The organism is Melghirimyces thermohalophilus, from assembly GCF_900102685.1.
In the GTDB taxonomy this organism is placed as follows: domain Bacteria; phylum Bacillota; class Bacilli; order Thermoactinomycetales; family DSM-45169; genus Melghirimyces; species Melghirimyces thermohalophilus.
This window is the reverse complement of sequence record NZ_FMZA01000006.1, coordinates 138,429-159,557: the sequence shown is the minus strand read 5'-3', so window position 1 is coordinate 159,557 and position 21,129 is coordinate 138,429. Positions and strand designations below refer to the sequence as shown.

Here is a 21,129-nt window from a genome sequence, read left to right as displayed (position 1 = left end):
GCTGTACGAATCAGTTGACGGCAGACACTTCTTTCATACCGCTTTCGATGCCCATCACCACTTCTTCCAGGGTCATCTCATTTTCCAGGTACACCTGGATCAGCTCATAGACCAAATCGGTCTTTTCCTGCGGATATTCCATTGCCTCCAGCAATTCATTCAAGGGATCGAAGTCCCGGGACAAAATCTGTACACTGCTGGAACCGAGCACCTCTTCCAGTTTGACGGTCGTGTGATACACCTCTTTAATCATGCGGAGGACAATAGCCATCATATTTCGCTTCTGATCATCCATCGGTCTTACCTTCCTTTCGAGCCGGTGTCCATCAATCGCTTCCCGTAAACAACAGGAAAGAAACAGAATCAAGGATAAAAATTGCTATGTTCATCGTCTATCTCTTTATTTTAAACGAGATTCCAAAAATGAGAAGGGTTTTTGTCCGATTTACGAAATTTTTGTAGCAAAGGCGGTGTGTAACCTATTCGCAATCCTTATCCATACAGCTTTTTGAGGAAACTGCTACCGGCTTCTGGCCGATCCAACCGGAAATAATCGGCCAAAGTGGCGCCCAGATCGGCCAGGGTGGTCCGGGTTCCCAGAAAGGTGGGACGCACCCCGGCACCAGCCGCCAGCACCGGGGTGTACTCCCGGGTATGGCGAGGATGACCGATGGTCGGATCGTTGCCGTGGTCGGCTGTCACCAATAAAAGATCTCCGGCAGTCATCGCGGGAAGAAAACCCTTTAGCCAGCGATCCACTTGATTGAGAATCGAAGCATACCAGTTTGCATCCTGCTGATGGCCAGCCAAGTCTGTCTCCTGCACATTGATGAGAAAGGCTGCCTCCCTCGGTGCACGGTGGTAGTTTCTCTCCAGCTCCGCCAACACCTGCTCTGTCTCCACCAGCGGCGCGGCCCAGCCGGTTCCTTCAATCACGTCGGCGGTTTTCCCGATGCGATAAACCGGGAGTCCTTCTTTCTCTGCCAGGGCGGGAAACTGACGGCTCAGATCGATCCCCCATCCCAGGTGCCTGACCTGATATCCGGATCCATAAACCCCAGCCTCGGGGCTGTCCACCCCCCATTGCCCGGGGTTTCGCTCTTTTACTGCTGCCAACAAATCTTGGATGGAGACACGGGCGTTTCCGAGGGCGATCACCCGGCTGACATCCACCTCACTCCGCACAGCTTTGGCGATGGCCACCGCTTGAGGAAAGGAGATCCGGCTCAGGTCGGCGGTCACATTTAGGATATTGCCCGGATCGGTTTCGATGTTATCGGCGATGATCACCGCTTCCTCCACCAACAACAGCGACCGCTCCGGCCAGGGACGGCGAAAACGGTAGCCTTTCCGCCTCAGCCCCGCTTCCACATGCGGGTACACCTCGGCCATCAATCGAGGAACCGGCGTGCTCAAGCGGCTGCCGACAAGCTCCTGGTGCCCCATGTAGGTATCCGCTCCTGCGTGGGCCAGAGCCGTCCGGCCCACCGCGCCTTCCGGCTTCCCCTTCCCTCCGGTCAGCCAGGCAAGACCCAGCCGCTCCAACACAGGAATATCAAGCCCGCCTCGCTTCCGAAGATGCCCGTAGGTGTCAGCACCCACATCCTCCGGACGACAGGCGACGCAATCCTCCATCGCTCCGATGCCGAAGCCGTCTAACACCAGCAGAATCGCCTTTCCCACCTCAACCCCTCCTCAGCAGACGGATGCGTATCGGATGGCGACCCACCCCGTAGAGCAACGCCAGATGGGCCCGAGTGACAAAAACCTGGGTCCGGAAACAGAAAACGGCGGTATCGCCGATCTGGACCCCCTCCGTCTCTTGTAGAGCTCCGTAATAATCGATCGTGCCCGGTGGTACAGGGTGATAGGCGATGCGACATTTCAGGGCGGCATAAGCCGTGGAACCGACCCAAGCCCCCTCCGCCCGCGACCGGGAGTAAAACCCGCCGCCGATCACATAGAGATGCTCCCCGTCCCGGTGAGAAATTTCGGTCACATAGGCCAGGGCTGGCCGCTCGGGAAGATTTTGCGTCCCGGCATGGAGCGGTGTTGTGCCGGTCAACGCGTGGCCCGGCTCTCCGTGGGTCACCCCTCTCTGTTTTAGGAAGGGGAGCAGCGCACAGGAAGTCATCCCGGGCCCGTTCACCTGCTTCACCTCCACTCCCGCCTGTTCCAGGATCGCTTTTCCCTCCAACAACGTCTGCAGATTGGGGGTCCATCGGAAACCGCCCTTACCCGCTGCCGCCTCTGCTACCGGAAATGAAGTCACTCCTTCCACACGGATACCGGCGAGATCCAGTAGTTCCGGGAGACAAGCGTGAAGGTCGGCCAGGGAAAATCCTCCCCGCTGCCCGGGGTAAAACCGATCCCCTTCCTTGACCACCCGAAGCATCACCCCTTGCACCCGCCCCATGCGCTGGGCGGCCTGAGACAGCTGCCGGGCCCGTTCCAAACTGAACAGTGTCACCACTTCCGGCTCCATCTGAAGCACCTGAGGCCACTCATGTTTACCCGGCTGCACCAGATGACCGACATGTCCCACTCGGATCCCGGCCTGAGAAAGACGCCGCGCTTCCTGCAGATCGACAGCTACCGCCCGAGTGAGTCCCTGTGCGGCAATCTCCCGGGAAAGCTCGGAATCCCGTCCAAACTGCTTAGTCATAAAATAGAGTGCCATCCCCTGCTCTGCCGCTGTCTCCACCAAGTGTCGGGCATTTTCCCGTACTGTATCCACATCGATCACCACGGTATTAGGGGGAATCCGTCCCTGCTGATGCAAATGGACACAAGCTTCCACCAGTGCCGGATTGCGACGGCGCAAAGCATCGAGAAACATCTCCCTCTCCCTTCCTTCAAAAGATCGCCGACACCTCAGCCACCGCCTGGCGCAGGATGCGAATCACGGTATCCGCCCCCGCTTTCATCGGGTTGATCCGAATCCCCCGCTCCGCCAGTTCCGGCCGCGCCTGAAGGAAACTGCCCGACACCCGGTAGATCATCGGCAGGATTTCATATCGGGATTCGGCCCCCACCGGATAAACGGCGGCTCCGTACTTTTCACTGGCTGCAATCACCTGGGAAGCCACTGGGGCTTTCCATTCCACAATCACGTTTTTAGACTGGGAGTTGGACATCCAGACACGGGCCACCCCGGGAACCTCCCCTGTTTCTAGGCGGCGGCACAACTGATCCGTCTGCTTGTTTTGAACCGCCAGGGAGACCGGAGCCCACACCAGGGACCGAAGCAAATCCATCGCCTCCCACCCCTGGACTTGACCGCCGCCGGAGTAATTGCGCCGACGAATTTCCGACACGTTCGCTTCCCGGCCCACCACCACGCCGACCCCTTCGGGGCCCAACAGCTTAAACCCCGAGAAAGCGGTGTAATCCGCCCCCAGTTCCACGCCGATCCGGGGGACTTTAAACACACAGTAGTTGTCATCGGTTACCAGGATCATCTCCGGCCGAACCCGGCGCACCTCCCGGATCAGCCCACCTGGATCGTATACATCGGCGGGCTGCTGTCGAGCATGTTGGATGTAAAAGAGCCGGCATTCCGGGTGCTCTTTGATCGCCTGCCGCACTTCTTTCCGATCGTTGTAATCGATGTAAACCGGCCGCAGCTGGAAGAGGCGCAGCGTCTCCTCGGTGGTGGTATAGACCGGCGCCCGGTGCAAAAACAGGGAAGCCCCGGGGGTAAGTAGGGCTCCCAGCAAGGAACGGATCGCTCCGCTACCCGCCCCTCGCACCAACACCGCGTCTTCGGCCCCGAACACCTCCGCCAGCACTTTTTCCACCCTGGCGGTGAAGCGGGGACGCTTTTCCGCCGGATGAAGACCCACATCCCCCCGCTGGAACATCTCCTCCCCCTGAAAGTGCCGGGCGATCACTTCCACCAGATGAAATTGTCGCTGCTGCGCTTCCGCCAGATCCATCAGCGGCAACAGGTGGGTCGCCCTCGTCTCCCGGTTCATGCCGACTCCCCCTTTCGCCGGGCGAAGGCTCGGGCGGGATTTTCCTTCAACATCAGCTCCAGTTCCTGTTCGCTGAATCCGGCTGCCCGCAAGGCGGGGACGAAGACCCGAAGCAGGTAATCATAGCCGGGACCCCCATTTTGTCGCAGGTGGGATTTTCGGGTAAGATCCGCCGATAACAGGATTTGAAAACCGTATCCTTTGCCAAAGAGAAAACAAAGCTCCTCTATACGGCGATGATCGCTGCGGTAGCGCTCCTTGCCCACAGTATCAAATCCCACATAAGCCCCGGATCGGACCACTTCCATTAGGTGATTCCGGTTCCGGTTCAAATCCTGATGGCCGATAATCAGCTGATCCGGCGGCAGCCCCATCCCTTCGAAGAGACGAACCTGCTCCACCGCCATCGTACCCAGGGTGGTGTGGGTCGTCACCGGCAACCCCGTCTGTCGCCCTGCCAACGCCGCCCCTTCCAACACCGCTTGTTCCCGGTCGGTGATCTGGTCGCAGCTACTGCCCACCTCCCCGATTACCCCGGGCCAAATCCCCCTTCCATCGATCCCCCGCTCCACCTCCTCGACCATATGGCAGGCGAATCGCTCCCGATCCCACCCTCTCGTCCACTCCGGCAGATACGGCTCCTTATAAAACCCAGTAGCGGCGATGATGCGGATCCCGCTGGCCCGACTCAGCTTTTCCAAGACCCGCACATTCCGCCCCATGCCCACGTTGCTCACTTCCACCAGGGAAGCGCCTCCCGCCTGCCGGTAGGCGGCCAATTCCTCCCGTAACGGATCCCCCGCCCCCAGCACCGCATCGGGGTCCTGTTGCCGGTGAGAACGGTCGATCGACAGGTGCTCATGAGCGGCACAGATCCCCAGTTCCGAGGGATGGATCATTCCCGTCACCGTTTGAATCACCCGAACACCTCCTTAATGCGGCTATTGCGGCACGGCCATGATACCGGCAAAGACGAGCAGGTTGGCGATGACGCCGACAGCGATGGCACCGATGGGCCCTACCGCCATCCGTACCACCGGACGGCCGGCCGCTTCATTCAACACATAAAATCCGGCGATTAGAAAAAAACCAAGCCCAGGTGCCATCGCGTGGGCTGCGTTGGCCCCGCCGATCAACAGCGCCACTTCAAGCACCCGGGTCATGGCTGTGCGGATGTTGGATCCAGCCTCCCGCACCCCGGGATATCGGTCGAGAAACCGGGCCAGGCGGCTCAAAAGCAAAACCTCTAACATCATGATCCCCGCACCGGCCACCCCTGCCAACCAGGCCTGGGGCAGGAGCAACCCCACCGCAAAAATAAAGGTAAATCCGACGGGGCCATAAACGCCGGTGGCGATCGCCGTGCTGGCCACCAAAGGCAGAAAGCCGAGAGCCCGGGCCGCGGCGGCGAGCCCGGCTTCCATCTGCTTTCCCTCCGCCGCAAGCTGCAGGGAGATCGGGTCCCCCGCCATCACCAGCAGATGGGTGGAGGCAGCGATTAAACCGCCCATCACCATAAAGGAGATCAAATTCTTCCGAATTCGCTGCACGCGGTGGCTAAACAGAGCCGTTAAATCCATTTTAGTCCCGTCTTGTTTCGAAGAGCTCTCTCCCATCGCAAACACCAGCAAAAAGGCCATTCCGGTCACCAGCGCCAGCCCTTCGGGATTGACTGTTATCGTGACAGTCCCGAAGCTGAACAGCTGCTGCTCATTGGCCCAAACCACCAACTGGCGGACAAAGGCTGAGGCGGCAAAAGTCCAGACCCCTTTGCCGATTCCGAACTGGATAGCGACAGCGAGGGCGGGAAAGGCGATAAAGGCGACTACCACTGGCGCCCCCACCTGTTCCAGAGGCTGCAACAGATCCACCGGCAGCGCTTCAAAGACCCGGACAAATCCCTCCAACCCCAAGAGCAACCCGGCCCCATATGCTCCGCCGATGACAGCGGCCGCCGGCGTCCCCCAACGGTTACCGGGGACGGACAGCCCAATGATATCTGTGCCCAAGAGGATGCTGTGGATCAATAAAATGCTGGCGGTCAAGGAGATGGGGATGCCGAATCCCAATACCAACCCGAAGCTCATGGCCAAGGAGGTGAGGGCCAAGCTCCGGCGGTCCATCCGCCCCTCGATGTGCTCCGGCATGATCGGTCGCAAGCCATCGTTAAAGACAGCAATGCCTCGGTTGGCCAGGACTGCAGCCACAGCGCCCACCAGCATGACCAGGATCATCTCCATCGGTTATCTCCCTTTTCCCACCAGGGCATCCATAATGGACCCCACAGCGGCCTCTTTGTGATCGGCAGTAAAACCGAAGGCTTTTTTCCCAGACTCCATCGCTTTCACAATCCGTTGGGCATCCGGCTTTTTCCCCGGCATTGATACCGTCTCGCACCTCCATGCGCCCAGCACCGCCATCGCCATGGCCAGAGCGCCCCCGCCTCCCGTATGACACGCCCCCAGGTAATAGTCCGCCTCCCCGTTTTTTAAAGCGACAGCCGCATCCAAATCACTCATCACTTCCGTCGTCACCCGCCCGCCGCTATGCATCCGCACCAACCGCTCCACCTCCTGCTTATCCACCTGTCCGCCGATCACGATTTTCATCGCTACCCCTCCTTTTCCCGCGTGTTTCCTGCAGCAACAGAACATAGTAGAGATATAAAAAGTCCTGTTCCGATTGCGGGAGAGCCCGCCCACAACGGCGATTCAGCCACGCCACCTGCCGTCGGGCTTCTTCCCGATGGGGCGAGGAGGCGACTTCTGCCCTCATCGCTTCACTCAGGTGGGGTTCGGTCAACGCCTCCCCTCGAAACACCCGAGTGAGGGCCATCACCAGATGGGTCGTCATCTGCTCCACCATCGACGCGGCTGATTCGGTCAACGGATCCGGGAAACGCTCGATCGCCTCCACTGTCAGTTCTGCCGCCTCCGAGTCCACCACCCCACTCTGAACCAACCGCTCCATCCGTCTCTTCGTCTGCTGAACCACACACCCTCACCTCCAACAACCTGTATATTTGTAATTGTATGACTTCGGGCAGCGCTTATTCGTCCAAGCCTTAATAGAGAGGGAACGGGATGGCATACTAAAAAACCAGCTCACCGCGTGCCGGGAAAAATAAGGACGTCCATGATCATCCGATTTGGCCTAGTCAAACCTGAGAAATACGCTTGATAATCGCCACCCTCACCTTCCATGCGACAGGATCGAGACCCGTTGACCCTTGTATCCTGGCAGTCCCGCCCCTTAGCACCTCGTCGACCCCTTTATTTCCGGAAGCATGGAGAGGGACAAAGCTGCAGGGAGTGATAGCGACTCACATGGGATAGTCTCCAAGGATGGCCCTACGACGATCAAATGGTTGGTTGTATTGATGAAAACGAGTTTGGAGTATTCGTCATATACGCCTGAGATCCATCGGGGTGAAGGCCATCCCATCAGAACGTAGCCCCCAAACGGAAGAAACCAGCTGAAATAACGGATACCTCGGTGGCAGATGGTGGCGCCTTCGTCAGTAAAGCGTTTTTCACAAGTCCACACAAAAAGCAGCCCTGTCTGCGGGCTGCTTTGCTTCTCTGATTCCTGCCGAGATGGAATAGTGTGTTTTCGGGAAGGAGGTGCTGCTCGTCTACGGCGGAGGCAGCCTCAAGAAAAACGGCATCGATGACCAAGTGACCGCCATTCAAGTGCGGACGCCGCTGCAACGCCAGCGGAAAAAACGCCCTGCGGCTTTAGACCACAGGGCGTTCATTTGCTTTATTATCACTAAATGGCGTATTGTTCGCGGACGAACGAGGCGATCCCGATTGTCTCCAATCGCTCGACAGGTGCTAAAAAGGTAACGGTGACGACACCCGGGTGGCGTCCGATTTCAATGGAACCTGTTACGGTTGCTCTATTCATCACTTCGGGTACAGTCATGCCCAATATGTCGGCGGCACGCTGCAGCCCGTTGTCTGTCGCTTCGTTCAAGTTGGCACCTGTGCCGATAAAAGAAACAGGGAGTGTCTCCTCTAATTTCTCCATACCCCACTGCCGGGCAAGCTTTAGCGCTTTAGCCTTTTCTTTTTCCGTAATCGGTTTGGCGAGGTAAGGAAGATCTTCCTCAACAGGCAACAAAATCGGACCGTCCGTATTGAGACCTTTAATCACATGTACTTGCAGCGTTACGATCCCTGACACATCGGTCGTGTGTCCGGCGATTTCACCGTCCCCCTGCATGGCGTGCATGTCCCCCAGGTACACACCACCTCCAGGAACCTTTACCGGGCAAATCAAAATAGCACCTTCGCGAACGCGGTTCACATCAATATGGCCGTCTGTCCGGTCTTTCAATTGCTCCTTCGTCAGCGCATACTCATGCGGTGCATCGACCAAAAATGAGCCGAAATCACCGGCGTTGTGCGAGTCAGGAAAAGGACGGGACGGAGTCGTCCCTAACTGTCCCAAGAAGGCCCTCATTCTGGCGACAGCACCGACAATATCGTATGGGGCAAACGTGACGATCGGGTTTTGCACCGAGTGTTCAGGGATCGCCATATAGTTCCGTCCGTCGTGCGCCACCTTCTCAGTCGCTTCTTTATTCAAAGTAACACCGATCTCCCCGGTACTGTCGAAAGCCATCGTGTAACCGTTCGTAAAAGTAAACGGTGTCACGTCGGCACCACACTCTATGCACCGGATCGCCTCTTGCCCGATCCCCTCGATTCGCGTCTCCGGATGGGATGTGCCGCATTCCGGGCATTTCGCTGCGACGAACGGGTCTCCCAGAAACCGCCCTTCTATCGTTTTATCGTTGCCGGATGATGTGACTCGTGATGTCGGACGGATCGATTTAATGCGGATGGCGATGGCGTCGCCCACCTTCGCTCCTTCTACGTAAACCGGTTGGGTCACTTCGTGGCCACCGTGCAAACTGGGTGTGATCATCGGCCCCCAACATCCGGGAGTCGTGTTCGCGACAATATGGCCCCCATCGCGAACAGGACCGAGCATCGGTTGTGCTGGATCCAGTACACCGTTTGTAAACGTATTGACATAGACAGTCTCACACGATTGGTTTTCCTCCATCCCACTCTCCCCCTTTGTGAGTCGTATGGACCGCAGCCTTTGCTGATGAAGGTTGCGCCATCTCGGGTGTGTCCCTCACCCTTATTATAGTATGCGGAAATCGATAAAAGCCTCGCATAGATATACAGGACAACAAACTTCATCGAGATTAGCCAACATGATAATTTAAAGAATTAAGGGGAAACGGATATGTCTATTTACAAGACCAATGTTCAGATCGGTCATATTACGAATGAGGGTGACACGCTATACTTCGAGGTGCGTGGGCAGGGAGATCCATTACTATTGATTTCACCTGGTGGTGGTGATGCTGATCATTTTATGCAACTGGCAGACATTCTCAGTGACGAATTTAAGGTAATGACATATGACCGCCGTTCAAATGCACGAAGTACTATGAACCATCCACAAAATTTCGAGATTAGCCAACAGAGCCGTGATGCTGTAGCAGTCATCAAAGCGGCAGGTGAAACTTCGGCATATGTCCTTGGTAACAGTAGTGGTGCAAACATAGCACTGGACATGGCAAAAACACAGCCACACGCTTGTCGAGTGGTTATCCCACACGAACCACCTATTCCCGGCATTCTTCCTAAATCTAAAAAATGGAAGCGATTTTTTGCAAGTGTTTATAAGACTGGATACGGGATAGGTGGCCCTTACATCGCAGCATTACGGTTTGTTATAGGAATCAATGTTCCTGTGAGGCAGTTGGCAAAGGCACAGAAACAGGCAGAAGCGTATGCAAAAAACCAGCGTATACAACCGGATCAGCCCCGTCTAAAATGAACTTCTTCCTGTAACAAATTATCTGCCGGACACCGACAGAATGAAGGAAAATGACGTAAGCATGTTTATCGGGGTGGGGGAATGGGCTTTAAAACATAAAACTTGGTTGGCACGGGCGGCAGGTATCTTGGCAGAAAGGATAGGTTGTGACATTGTAACCTTCCCTGGTCATCATGGATCATTCATGGATATGCCCGAGAAGTGGGCTTCGGTCTTAAGGGACGTGCTGAATAGGGAACAAAAGTGAATGTATTCTGATGCGGATAGCCTTACGTTAAACGTGAAAGCAGGTGGCTAATTCCTTTATGAGAACGGGTTCTCCTGTTCATACAGGTCAAATACATTGCCCATCGAAACCTCTCCCCGGGCCAGGATGATCCACGCGTAATACGTCTCCAGCGGACGGATCTGCAACAGATAATCGAGGACAGTTTGGAGGTTCGCCGACTGATGATTTTCCCCACCTCCGTGATTACCAACCCATGACGTTATCCCCCTCGCCGTTATGTGGACGTTTGACTTAGATTATCATGTGAGTAGAAAAGCCAAGTGTTGACCGTACAAGAACAAGGACGGAGTGAAGCCCGGTCGCGTTTAACGACCGGGCTTCGTTTGTTGACCCAAATTTGAAGTACAGTACGAATAATGTTCTAGAGTAAATGAATAAGGGAGGAAAAAAAGATGTTTTGGCGTAAAGTCTTTTCTTTGATGATGGCTGTTATGCTGACGGTGACCCTGATTCCCGCCGGAGTGGCAGCCAACCAATCGGCGGTAACGGATCCCGTACCCGGCGATGGGGGCTCTGCCACGGTTTCGTCGAAAGATGATGATGACTCCGGATACAGCCCCGAATTTCATACGGAGTGGTCCATTGACGAAGCACGGAACGTCACCTTCCACACGCAAATCGCCGATGTCAAGCCGACGGAGTTTGACAAGGGCGTGTTTGAATTCATTCTGGATGGTGAGACCCATGCGAAAGTCCATTCGATCAGCACGATCGAAGCGGAAGGCTTCTTCGAAGGGGTCTCTCCCGGCCATCATCAGGTCACCGTCAACTTCGTCGGTGAATTCCACGTCTCCAGCGGGAATGTGGAAGTAACCCAAACCCAAACCTACGATTTTAAGGTACCGAAAAAAGAAGAACAGGGGAAATTGTTCGTTGGCCCCCGGCTCAAGGATGGGGGAGTCGTTGTCGTAACGAGCTCGATTCCGGAAGGGGAAAAGACGCAGGGAACCTGGACCTTCCGGGTGGACGGCAAGGAGAAAATCATAAAGAACGTCAAAGGAACCATGCGCAAGGCCAAACTCCGAATCGATGATCCCGAGCCCGGCAAATCATACACGGCTTCCGTTCACTTCAAAGGGATGGTCGACGGCAAGAGAGTGAAATTAAGAGGCAGCCAAACCTTCGTCGATCCCGTTGTCGCATTCAACACCGCCTGCGTGGACAAAGGGCTGAAAATCGACACCCGTCTGGACGGAGTCCAAACCGCCCGCGGCGGCTGGACCATTCAGTATGAAGGCGACAACGGAATAAAAGGAAAGCATTATTCCGGGGCCCCCAGCGGAGCCCAATACAGCTATACCATTCCTGAAAAGAAACTGACCCCCGGAAGCTATACCATCCGCGTCACCTTCGGCGGAACCCTGGACGGGGTGACTTCCCTTCTGAAACACAAGACACAGAAGGTCACCCTGCAACAAAACGACGCCTGCGTCCCTGCCGACCCATCGGATGACGACGGAAACAACGACGGAAACAACAACGGGAACAATAACGGGAACAACAACGGTTCCAACCCTTCGGATCCCCCGGAAAAGGATAATAACAACGGCGGCACTCTGCCGGATACCTCCGTATCCTACCCCTTTTACCTCTGGATCGGAGTCGGTATTCTCCTTCTGGGTGTGATCCTCATGTTGTGGTATAGACGTCGCTTCCAGTAACAACTCTCTAAAAAAAGCAGCCCACCATCCATCGGCAGGCTGCTTTTTGCGTTTGGCGGGGCTTTTACTTCATCATCTACCTCCAGTCCTTTTCTCAAGGGTTTTGTCGGCAAATAATAAGCAAATCGAGATCTGTCATCAGGGATGGAATCGATTTTCTTTTGGCCGTCGGCGGCGGCAGCGTGATCGACTGCACCAAAGCGATTCTGGTGCCGCATCAGAGGCGGACATCTGGAATATTATCACCCACAAAGGGGAAGTGACCGACGCCCTCCCCTTCGGAACCGTTCTCACCTCGGCCGCCACCGCTGGCGGATTACGACATCGATGACAGCCATCTGGAACAGATTGCAGACCGAGCCATGGCCAACGGCCCCTTTGGCCGTTTTAAGAAGCTGAACCGGAAAGATGTATTAGAGATTTTGCGCATGTCGCTGTATCTCCCAACAAAAGGGACCCACGTCAATCTGAAACGTGGGTCCTCTTTTTTCGTTAATATATAGCAAAGCCTCCATACGCTTAACAACCCATCTGGGAAACCTGTAAATAATGCTACACTCACAGTCGAAAGCAGTCGCTGTACCAATTTTTACAGAAAGAGGGAATTTAAAGTGGCATCTGAGAACAGACACCTCCTTCGCGCCGATCACGTAGGCAGCTTATTGCGACCGAAACGCATCAAAAAGGCGCGCTTACAAAAAGCAAACGGTGAGATCACACCGGGAGAGTTGCGGTCGATCGAAAACGAAGAGATCACCCGGGTCGTGGAAAAACAAAAGGAAATCGGGCTCCAGGCTGTTACCGACGGCGAGTTTCGCCGGGCCTGGTGGCACTTCGATTTCCTCGAACAACTGGACGGGGTCATAGGTTACGAGAAAGAGAGCGGCGGCATCCAATTTCAACAGAAACAGACGAAGGCACGTGCCATCAAAGTGACAGATCGACTGGATTTCACCGAGCATCCGATGGTATCAGACTTTCAGTTTTTGCATGACATCGCCGGCTCCCACACGGCGAAGATGACCATTCCCAGCCCGAGTATGCTCCATTTTCGGGGAGAGATCGACAAGGAGGCATACAGCGATCCGGAAGAATTCTTCCACGATTTGGCCCAAACCTACAAAAAAGCGATCCGTGCCTTCTATGACGCCGGTTGCCGTTATTTGCAGCTGGATGATACCGCCTGGGCTTATCTCTGCTCTGGGGAACAGCGGGAACAATTGAAGGAAAAAGGGCACGACCCCGAGCAACTAGTCACGTGGTATGCCAACACCATCAATGAAGCGGTGACGGATCGTCCCGATGACCTGGAGCTGTCAATCCACATTTGCCGGGGCAACTTCCGCTCCACCTGGATCGCTTCCGGCGGTTACGAACCCGTCGCGGAAACCCTGTTCCAACGCCTCCATGTGGACCGCTTTTTCCTGGAATATGACAGCGACCGGGCCGGCGGCTTTGAGCCCCTTCGCTTTGTCAACCGGCGGGATCTGCAGATCGTACTGGGACTGGTCACATCCAAATTCGGAGAGCTGGAAAACCCCGATGATATCAAACGGCGCATCGACGAAGCCTCCCGTTTTGTCGACGGAGACCAGTTGAACTTAAGTCCTCAGTGCGGCTTTGCTTCCACCGAAGAAGGCAACCTGCTTACGGAAGAAGAACAGTGGGCCAAACTAAGCCATGTGGTAAACCTGGCCCGGGAGATCTGGAAGTGAGTCCACTTCGATACCCAACCCTCCGCATCCGACAGGAATAGGAGGGTTTTTTACGCAGGCTGGATCGGAATCAATCCTCACAAAATTGTATAAAATTTGCTAGAATAAGAGTTGCGGGGAAACGTTCCGTGGTCCCTCCCTCGGCACCGAGCTCGTTTCGAAAAGGGGGTGGGGCCTACTGGAGCTGGTGAAGGTTTTGTTGGCGGCGCTCGCCGTCCTGATCAGCTTCTTCCGTCTGTTGCTGGATTGGCACAAAACAAAACGCCGACCCGGTAGCGGGCGGCGCTGTCAATGATCCCTCAGGATGTCGCTGATGTTCTATAACCGGGTAAAAGTGGCCGCTTTCACCCGGTCTGCCGGCCCTGGGGCGGGACGACAGTCGCTGGGACGTTTCCTCGCTTTTATTATATTCCCGCTGGAAAACAATTGCAAATACAACGCTCCTGAAGTGTATGCTTCTATGTTCCTTTGCCAAAAGGACGGCTGGCAGGCCATCCTTTTTACATCAATGATAGGCAGGCGGCGGCGGTTCTTCCGGGTGGCGGGGGAGGGATTCGGCGGCAAACCGCCACGGATTCTCTTCTTCCGACCAGGCGAAGGCTTGCTCTTCCCGCGGATGACCGGCGTAATCGACGCCCAATAGGCGGGCCAGCTCCCGGTCCAGAGAGACGAGATCGCTGCGGTCCACCTGATTGAGATCTGTCCTGCCAAGTGCATAGGCCATCACCCTCATCTCTTCGACACAGGATTTGAGGAACTTGGCCAGGTGTTCGGCGCCCTGCTCCACGTTGAAATCCTCTTTGAACTTTCCGTGGTAGAGGAGAACCTGTACCGGAGGTTCCATGGGAGAGCCGATGTTAAATTGGGTGTGGAGCATTCCCACCAGAGCGATCGAGCCGATGTAGACCGCATCGGCCCCCAGCGCCATCGCTTTCAGATAGTGGCCCGGTGTGGTCAGTCCGCCGGCGGCAATCACAGAGACGTCCCTTTTCACCCCTCTTTTTTCCAGATGACGGATGGTCCGGGCCAGTGCATGTAGAGTAGGCAGGCCGAGATCATCCTGCAGGATGGTGGGGCCGCCGTGGGTTCCCGCCTCCGCTCCATCCACCACGATATAATCGATTTCCCCTTCCAGGGCGATGTCCAACTCCCGCTCCAAATAATGGCCGGCACAGGTTTTTAAGCCCACCGGCACCCCGTAGGTCTCCCGCAGGTTGCGGACAAGAGGCGGGAAATCCTCAGGCCGGTCCACTCCCTCCAGGCGGCTGTGGATAGGAGCGTCTTCCCCTTCGGGGATATGAAACCGCTTCCGAAAGGAATCATCCATTTGCCAGGAGGCGCTTCCCATCGGCGCTGCTCCCTGGGCTCCCTGCCCCAGCTGAATCTCGATGGCATCCAGTTGGCTCAGGGAGTGGGGATCATTCATCCATCCGCCTCGGTTGTACTGACCGATAAAGTATTTCGCCTCCCGCCGCTCTTCCGGCACCAGCGGCGCCTCTCCGGAGTTGGTCGCTGTCCCGGCCAGCGACGCACCCCGGGCCAATCCCATCTTCGCCTTTAACCCCAGCGCTCCTCCGTAAGACATACCGGAGATCAGGATGGGGATCTCCAAATGCAAAGGCTTTTGCGCCCGGGGACCGATAGTGACCCCGGTCCGGATCGGCACGCCGTCCTGGGTGGGCATCCGGTAGAGGTGTACGGGGTTAAACATCAGCTGGTCCCAGGGAGACCGTACAAGGGGACTGCCCAGGGGCCGCGGAATCGGTTTTCCCGACTCCGCCCGCATTCCCGCTTCCACGATCGCCCGCGGCGTCAGTTTCTGGGCAATGGTGACGAAGGAGAAGAGATTTTCCGTATAGGGGTCCTGGATGACCCGGTTCAATATGGCATCCGCCACGCCGTTGGTCACCCGTTTGACCAGCCATGACAGCATGTCTTACCCTCCTTCCAATCCGTTCCACTCATGGTTCATGGGGGTGCTCCCCACCCAATTCCGGCTGTTTCACAGTTTGCTGCTCCCAGTAAAGGATGGCACTTTCGATCTCCTGTTGGCCCGCCACCGGCGTCTGAATCCACCCCTTTTGATGCATGGTGTGAAACAGGCGGCTGTACAGCTCATCTCCCTCGGCATGCATGCGGCGGATCGCCTGACGCAGCTGGCGATTGGCACAGTAGGACTCCGTTTGGTCATAGGATTGGTTCAGCTGCTTCTCCATCATCAGAAGATCCTGGGCGATTTCTCTTTCTGTCAGATCCATGATCGATCCTCCCGTCATTCAGTGTTTTCTCTCCGCGTCCCTTGGCTCCCGACCATCATGAAGGCGGAGCTGTTCCATGATCCTTTCCATCCGTCGACTATGAAGATCGGCGGCATCCCGGCACCACTTTTTCATTTCCTGGCTGTCACAATGCGACTCGTACATGTTGTATTTACGGACCGCCAGGGCTTCTGCGCTGATCAGGTCCTGGAGATGCAACAATTCCATTTGCGTCAACTGTTCCAAAACCACCCCTCCTTCCCATGTTCCTGAATAGTATGGCTGGAATCGGCCAAAAAAAATCGGCCCATCGGCCGTCATCTACTTCTTTCTGTTTCTAGGCGCTTTTCGTTTCCCCTGGAGAATATCCATCCCCTTTTGGGGATCCTTCTGAACCGATTTGGCAAATTGTTCCACTTCACCTTTTTCCACATCCGCCTGGGTTACCTTCATCAGGTACTCCAGTACCGATTCCATGCCGCCCCGTTCATGGGCTTTTTTTGCCCCTTTCATGATCTGATTCAACTGTTGTTCCGACAAGACATGTTGGCCCAACACATTGTTGATCAATTGGACCATTTCCCTCGTTGAAGGAGAATTTCCCGCCATATTATCCCTCCGTTGGCTGTTGATCTCTTCACCATATGCCTTTAGGGGCACCAGGGCGCGGGCGCACGTCCAATTCTCCCTCATTTGGGCGGGTGAGAACGTAATTGTCTATACACAGCTGAAACAGATTCGATTCGTGCCTCATAAAGTGAAGCAATAAGTCCCTATTTTAGAGGGGACGGAGATGCGAAAGGAGGAAGCGGATATGTCGAATCCTTACGGCTATTACGGTTATGGCCAATATTACGGGAGTGATCTACAGCGACTCCTGTTGTTCCTGCTGATTGTTCCGGTGATCTTTTGGTTTGTTGGCGCTTTATGACATCCGTCACGTAATTTTTCTCTCCATCGGGATACCCGCCTGTACACAACTGAACCAGGGCGCATAGGGTGTAGCAAAACCAAGAAGGAGGGAACAAGTTCATGTCCGGTCGTGCCTACGGTCTTGGTTTGGGTTGTCTTCTCCTCTATCTGTTAATCATCGCCACCATTTTTATTTTGGTGGGGTGGTGTTAACCCTGAAACTGGATCGCGCTCTGAGCGGTTCGCCGGACAAAAGTCAATTTGAAGATTTAATAGAGTGAGGAAAAACGTGAAAAGGAGGTTATCTCAATGTCCGGATACAGTTCTGGTTATGGCTTTGGCCTGCGTCGTCTGTTGCTGTATTTGTTGATCATCGCCACCATCTTCGGTCTGGTTTGCTTCGGATTCTAAAGAAACCGCAATCTCAGGTTTCTCTCGAAAGGAGGTGGAAACATGAGTGGCGGTTATGGATATGGTTACGGATTTGGTCTCCGTCGACTGTTGCTTTACCTCCTGGTTATTGCGACCATCTTCGGCCTCGTCGGAATCTGGGGGGGATACTGAGGATGGACCGGACCCCCTGATCCCTTCGTGAAAGGAGGTGAAATCATGGGCTACGGTTACAGTTACGGATTTGGCCTGCGTCGACTTCTTCTCTACCTGCTGGTCATCGCCACTATCTTTGGCCTGGTCGGTATTTGGGGCTACTGATCAGGTGAAGTCAACCCCCGGCCAACCGGGGGTCCATTTTTATGTGCAACCCCGTCCCATCCCTCTCTGGACAAGCTCTCCCTTCCTAGGAACTCCATAACAGGGGTTCTTTTTTCATGGTATGAAAGGAGCCCAAAAACGGTGCTTTTTTACGAATTTCACCCTTGCACCTCCCGCTTAAAGAACCTGCCGCTGATCGCTTCCCCATTTCTATGTATCACAGGATGTCCACACAAATGATCTGCTATTTCCCCTTTGCCTTTCCTCTAAATTTTCCAAGACATATTGATATCGAAAGGAGGTGAGGAGAAATCCAATGATCGGCAACATCCTCCGAAGGGTATTCGACTTTGTGGAGTCGTTACTGGGAAGTATCTTCGGCCCCCTGCCCCCCTCCTAATGAGATGATGGTTTCTATCACAATTACAATTTTTTTCTCAAATATAAACAGCCGCCCGAGCGTTTCTTTTCTTTTAACATACCATATTAATCCAGGAGGTGATGAAAGAGTGTTAAACAACATCTTTCAATTTGTCGGGGGGATTCTCAATACCATCTTCAGCCCCCTGGGAGGAAATGAATACGGTGCGATCAGTCAACGGTTTCGAGATTATCTGAATCAAATCGTCACCGTAGAGACAACCGCCGGAACGATATCCGGACAGTTGACCGCTGTGGGAACGGATTATATCGAATTGCTGTCCGCAGGTGTCATCACACTGGTTCACCACGAAAGCATCATCTCAATCGACCCGCAAGGAGGTGCAGTGTAAGATGGTTTGGAATTATTGGACGGACATGGATAATCGACTGCGTCAGTTCGTTGGTAGAACGGTTCAAGTCGCCGTCTCGGAAGGAGAAACCGTGCAGGGACAGCTTGTCGGTGTGTCGGAGGCGGCATTTACCATTCAGACCGCTCCGCCACCCGGTTATGGATCTCCCAATTTGGTCACTTATGTCATGCAAAACATCGGCTATGTGAGAGTCCTCGGATGATTCTGGTCACCGGAGCCGCAGGATATATCGGTTCCCAATTGGTCCGTTTTCTGTCAAACCAGCATCTGGCGATTCGAGCGATCGATAACTTCAGCGTCCATCGCTTGTCTCAGGTCGACGGGGTACCTATTCACTCCATGGATCTCACCCAACCTCATGATGTGAAGCAGATGGTGTCCGGTGTCGATACCATCATCCATCTGGGTGCGATCAGCGATGTCGCCCAATGCGAAAAAAATAACAAAGAGGCGGTACAAATCAACCTCCTCTCCCTCCAGTATTTGATCCAGGAATCCATTCAAGCTGGAGTAAGAAAAATCATCTTTCCTTCCTCCTTTGCCGTCTACGATCCGGAGGCGGAAGTGATCACCGAACAGACGAAGCTCAATCCCAGCAATTTTTACGGCCATCTAAAGAAGTGGGGAGAAGAGCTTCTTCTCGCCGAGCAAGCCAAGGGAACCCTGGATATCGTCATCTTTCGCCAATCCAACGTATACGGCCGGGGACAGGTATCGAAACAAACGGTGATTGAAAGCTTTTGTCACGCCTTACTCCACAACCGTGAAATCACCATCTACGGGTCCGGTCAGCAGACGCGCAATTTCATTCATTTGGACGATGTCACTTGGGCTTACTACCAGGCGTTGTCAACCCCTGTCCGAGGGATCTACAATCTCGGCGGCGAGGAAACTTACTCGATCCTCGATTTGGCCTGTTTAGTCAACCGAACTGGAAAGCGATGCCTCGGCCGTTCGGTACCCATCCTCCGGAAGGAGCGGACGATCCCTGAGAAAAAAACCCACTTCACCGCATTGGATACGCAAAAAATCAAAACGCTGTTTCAGAACCGGCAGCTGAAAAGCGTCCAAGCGGGGATCGAAGCATATTTTTCTTCGCCTGTCTAGGTTCTGGGTGGGAGATTGGAGAGCCATTGTTCTTCCGGCACGGGACGGAACGGTTTCGCCGGCGCCCCCTTCACGATGGTTTTGCAGGGGACATCTCGGGTCACGACACTGCCCGCCGCCACAAACCCCTCTTCATCAATCGTGATTCCCGGCAGCAGTACCGCTCCGGCTCCAATCCTCCCGCCCTTTTTTACATGAACACCCTGGAAGGTGATCGGGTGGGGAGCGCGAGCCGCAAAAGGATCGTTGGAAGTCACCACACAGGGGGCTACAAATACATCATCATCCAATCGGGAAAAGGCCGTCAGATAAACATTGGTTTCCAATTTGACCCGATCGCCGATGATGATGTGATTTTCCAATGTGACCCCTCTTCCCACCACTCCATTTTCTCCGATGGTCACATGCTCCCGGATGGTGGCGAGATCGGCGATAAAACAGCCCCGGCCGATCGTCGAACCGCGATACAGGATGCTGTTGCTCCCTACCCGCACCTTTTTTTCCAGTTTGACAGGATCGGATATAGATTGCTTCATCGGTTGTTTCCCTATGATCGTATGATCTCCGATTTCCACCTGATCGCCAATCTCAACCCGATCGTGGATGATCACATGGGAACCGATCCGTACGTGATTTCCGATGGTCACTTGCGGACCGATCGTGCTCGAGGGACCGATGTGTACGTCTTTTCCCAGTTTCGCCTGCGGGTGAACAAAGGGTTTCAACGGGATTTCTCCTCCTTAAAAAATTGCGCCACTTTCTCGATCACCGTTTCCTGTTCCGCATCGGTCAGTTCCGGATAGACGGGCAAGGCTAAGGTGGACCCCGCAACCGCTTCGGACCGAGGAAGTGATGGGACCGAAAACCGATTCTGCCAGGCCTTTTGATGATGAATGGGCATCGGGTAATAGATTGCGCATCCGATTCCATGTTGCTGGAGCCAGCGCTTCAACGAGGCGCTGCGGGAAGTTCTCACGATATACAAGTGATAGACCGACTTTACCGAGGTCGATTCCACTGGCAGTTTAAGCGGCAGCGACTGAAAAGCCTTACGGTAACGGCTTGCCAACAGGCCTCGTCGCCGATTCCAATGCTTTAAATATGGTAACTTGACGCGCAGGACAGCGGCTTGCACTTCATCCAGACGGCTGTTAAAACCGAAGCGCGAATGGTGATATTTGCGATACGTTCCATGGGCCCGCAACGATTGGAGCTTCTCGTACAGATCCGAATCCGACGTGGTGATCATTCCTCCGTCCCCGATTCCCCCTAAGTTTTTGGTGGGGTAGAAGGAGAAACAACCGACGTCTCCCCAAGATCCGACGGGCTTACCATCGATTTCGGCACCGATCGCCTGGCAGGCATCCTCCACCACAGCCAGCCGATGGCGTCGGGCGATAGAGGTAAGGGTGCTCATATCGGCGGGATGGCCAAAGAGGTGAACCGGGAGGATCGCTTTGGTACGGGGGGTGATCGCCTGTTCCACCTGAGCGGGATCCAATTGATAGGTATCGGTTTCAATATCGGCTAAAACCGGCCGTGCACCCGTGTGGACAATCGCTTCCACAGTAGCGAAAAAGGTGTAAGGGCTGGTAATCACTTCATCCCCTTCACCGATACCCAAAGCGTACAAGGCCAAGAAAAGAGCATCGGTTCCGCTGTTGACACCGATCCCATACCGGGTGTGACAGCAACGGGCGATCTCTTCTTCCAACGCTTTACTGGCACGTCCCATGATAAATTGTCCGCGATCCAACACATCACGGATCTCCCGGTGGATCTCGTCTTTGAGCGATCGATGCTGACGTTCCATATCGATTAACGGTATCATCGGCTCCCT

Annotated in this window: 23 protein-coding genes and 1 pseudogene; 9 read left to right on the top strand and 15 right to left on the bottom strand. The window is 54.8% G+C overall.

All coding sequences use genetic code 11. From position 1 onward, the window contains the following. Window positions 1-10: 10 nt before the first annotated feature. The 9 genes from BLP91_RS06170 to BLP91_RS06130 all read right to left on the bottom strand — a co-directional run bounded on the left by BLP91_RS06170 (window position 11) and on the right by BLP91_RS06130 (window position 9,053). Window positions 11-295: a hypothetical protein gene (locus BLP91_RS06170; RefSeq protein WP_091567761.1), complete on the bottom strand. Its 285-nt coding sequence runs from the start codon at window positions 293-295 to the stop codon at window positions 11-13. 197 nt (window positions 296-492) lie between these two features. Continuing rightward, complete coding sequence (locus BLP91_RS06165) at window positions 493-1,683, bottom strand: phosphopentomutase (protein WP_091567758.1); 1,191 nt, start codon at window positions 1,681-1,683, stop codon at window positions 493-495. Window position 1,684: 1 nt separating this feature from the next. Further along, complete coding sequence (locus tag BLP91_RS06160; RefSeq protein WP_091567756.1) at window positions 1,685-2,839, bottom strand: alanine racemase; 1,155 nt, start codon at window positions 2,837-2,839, stop codon at window positions 1,685-1,687. 16 nt (window positions 2,840-2,855) lie between these two features. Continuing rightward, complete coding sequence (locus BLP91_RS06155) at window positions 2,856-3,977, bottom strand: aminotransferase class V-fold PLP-dependent enzyme (protein WP_091567753.1); 1,122 nt, start codon at window positions 3,975-3,977, stop codon at window positions 2,856-2,858. Beyond that, complete coding sequence (locus BLP91_RS06150; protein ID WP_091567750.1) at window positions 3,974-4,897, bottom strand: phosphotriesterase family protein; 924 nt, start codon at window positions 4,895-4,897, stop codon at window positions 3,974-3,976. Before BLP91_RS06150 ends, BLP91_RS06155 begins: the two co-directional genes overlap by 4 nt. 21 nt (window positions 4,898-4,918) lie before the next feature. Further along, complete coding sequence (locus tag BLP91_RS06145; RefSeq protein ID WP_091567748.1) at window positions 4,919-6,217, bottom strand: YhfT family protein; 1,299 nt, start codon at window positions 6,215-6,217, stop codon at window positions 4,919-4,921. Window positions 6,218-6,220: 3 nt separating this feature from the next. After that, window positions 6,221-6,586, bottom strand: a complete 366-nt coding sequence (locus tag BLP91_RS06140) for a DUF2620 domain-containing protein (protein WP_091567745.1) — start codon at window positions 6,584-6,586, stop codon at window positions 6,221-6,223. Further along, on the bottom strand, window positions 6,555-6,971 hold the full coding sequence (locus BLP91_RS06135) for a hypothetical protein (RefSeq protein WP_091567743.1): 417 nt from the start codon (window positions 6,969-6,971) through the stop codon (window positions 6,555-6,557). The genes BLP91_RS06140 and BLP91_RS06135 overlap by 32 nt, the downstream gene beginning before the upstream one ends. Before the next feature lie 777 nt (window positions 6,972-7,748). Next, a complete protein-coding gene (locus BLP91_RS06130) occupies window positions 7,749-9,053 on the bottom strand; it encodes an acetamidase/formamidase family protein (protein ID WP_091567739.1) in 1,305 nt (434 codons plus the stop codon). A 189-nt stretch (window positions 9,054-9,242) separates the two neighbouring features. Here BLP91_RS06130 and BLP91_RS06125 point away from each other — a divergent pair, with 189 nt between their 5' ends. The 5 genes and pseudogenes from BLP91_RS06125 to BLP91_RS06105 all read left to right on the top strand — a co-directional run bounded on the left by BLP91_RS06125 (window position 9,243) and on the right by BLP91_RS06105 (window position 13,507). Then, a complete protein-coding gene (locus BLP91_RS06125) occupies window positions 9,243-9,842 on the top strand; it encodes an alpha/beta fold hydrolase (protein ID WP_091567737.1) in 600 nt (199 codons plus the stop codon). A 681-nt stretch (window positions 9,843-10,523) separates the two neighbouring features. Then, window positions 10,524-11,792: an LPXTG cell wall anchor domain-containing protein gene (locus tag BLP91_RS06115; RefSeq protein ID WP_091567731.1), complete on the top strand. Its 1,269-nt coding sequence runs from the start codon at window positions 10,524-10,526 to the stop codon at window positions 11,790-11,792. Window positions 11,793-11,889: 97 nt separating this feature from the next. Continuing rightward, window positions 11,890-12,099, top strand: a pseudogene (locus BLP91_RS06110) (iron-containing alcohol dehydrogenase); the annotation flags it as partial. A 1-nt stretch (window position 12,100) separates the two neighbouring features. After that, window positions 12,101-12,295 carry a hypothetical protein gene (locus tag BLP91_RS17600; RefSeq protein ID WP_483819093.1) on the top strand — a complete coding sequence of 65 codons (195 nt, stop codon included), beginning with the start codon at window positions 12,101-12,103 and terminating at the stop codon, window positions 12,293-12,295. 108 nt (window positions 12,296-12,403) lie between these two features. Beyond that, window positions 12,404-13,507, top strand: a complete 1,104-nt coding sequence (locus tag BLP91_RS06105) for a 5-methyltetrahydropteroyltriglutamate--homocysteine S-methyltransferase (RefSeq protein WP_091567729.1) — start codon at window positions 12,404-12,406, stop codon at window positions 13,505-13,507. Window positions 13,508-14,012: 505 nt separating this feature from the next. Here BLP91_RS06105 and BLP91_RS06100 read toward each other — a convergent pair. From BLP91_RS06100 to BLP91_RS06085, 4 genes are all read right to left on the bottom strand, one after another. Next, the gene (locus BLP91_RS06100) at window positions 14,013-15,440 is read right to left on the bottom strand and encodes an FMN-binding glutamate synthase family protein (RefSeq protein ID WP_091567727.1); all 1,428 of its coding nucleotides are present in this window, start codon (window positions 15,438-15,440) and stop codon (window positions 14,013-14,015) included. A 28-nt stretch (window positions 15,441-15,468) separates the two neighbouring features. Further along, window positions 15,469-15,765 (bottom strand): spore coat protein, encoded by a 297-nt coding sequence (locus tag BLP91_RS06095; protein WP_176757860.1) that lies wholly within the window; start codon window positions 15,763-15,765, stop codon window positions 15,469-15,471. Between the two features lie 18 nt (window positions 15,766-15,783). After that, complete coding sequence (locus tag BLP91_RS06090) at window positions 15,784-16,011, bottom strand: hypothetical protein (protein WP_143003481.1); 228 nt, start codon at window positions 16,009-16,011, stop codon at window positions 15,784-15,786. A 75-nt stretch (window positions 16,012-16,086) separates the two neighbouring features. Continuing rightward, window positions 16,087-16,374 (bottom strand): hypothetical protein, encoded by a 288-nt coding sequence (locus BLP91_RS06085; protein ID WP_091567720.1) that lies wholly within the window; start codon window positions 16,372-16,374, stop codon window positions 16,087-16,089. A gap of 756 nt (window positions 16,375-17,130) precedes the next feature. Here BLP91_RS06085 and BLP91_RS16930 point away from each other — a divergent pair. The 4 genes from BLP91_RS16930 (at window position 17,131) to BLP91_RS06070 (ending at window position 19,289) form a co-directional block, all read left to right on the top strand. Next, the gene (locus tag BLP91_RS16930) at window positions 17,131-17,241 is read left to right on the top strand and encodes a sporulation protein YjcZ (protein ID WP_218119237.1); all 111 of its coding nucleotides are present in this window, start codon (window positions 17,131-17,133) and stop codon (window positions 17,239-17,241) included. Window positions 17,242-17,897: 656 nt separating this feature from the next. Then, window positions 17,898-18,161, top strand: coding sequence for a DUF2642 domain-containing protein (locus BLP91_RS16695; protein ID WP_176757859.1), 264 nt, complete (start codon window positions 17,898-17,900; stop codon window positions 18,159-18,161). 1 nt (window position 18,162) lies between these two features. Continuing rightward, complete coding sequence (locus tag BLP91_RS06075; RefSeq protein WP_091567715.1) at window positions 18,163-18,384, top strand: LSm family protein; 222 nt, start codon at window positions 18,163-18,165, stop codon at window positions 18,382-18,384. Further along, a complete protein-coding gene (locus BLP91_RS06070) occupies window positions 18,381-19,289 on the top strand; it encodes an NAD-dependent epimerase/dehydratase family protein (protein ID WP_091567712.1) in 909 nt (302 codons plus the stop codon). Before BLP91_RS06075 ends, BLP91_RS06070 begins: the two co-directional genes overlap by 4 nt. Here BLP91_RS06070 and BLP91_RS06065 read toward each other — a convergent pair. Further along, complete coding sequence (locus BLP91_RS06065; RefSeq protein ID WP_091567710.1) at window positions 19,286-20,014, bottom strand: acyltransferase; 729 nt, start codon at window positions 20,012-20,014, stop codon at window positions 19,286-19,288. The genes BLP91_RS06070 and BLP91_RS06065 overlap by 4 nt on opposite strands. After that, complete coding sequence (locus tag BLP91_RS06060) at window positions 20,011-21,120, bottom strand: DegT/DnrJ/EryC1/StrS family aminotransferase (protein WP_091567707.1); 1,110 nt, start codon at window positions 21,118-21,120, stop codon at window positions 20,011-20,013. Before BLP91_RS06060 ends, BLP91_RS06065 begins: the two co-directional genes overlap by 4 nt. Between the last annotated feature and the right edge of the window lie 9 nt (window positions 21,121-21,129).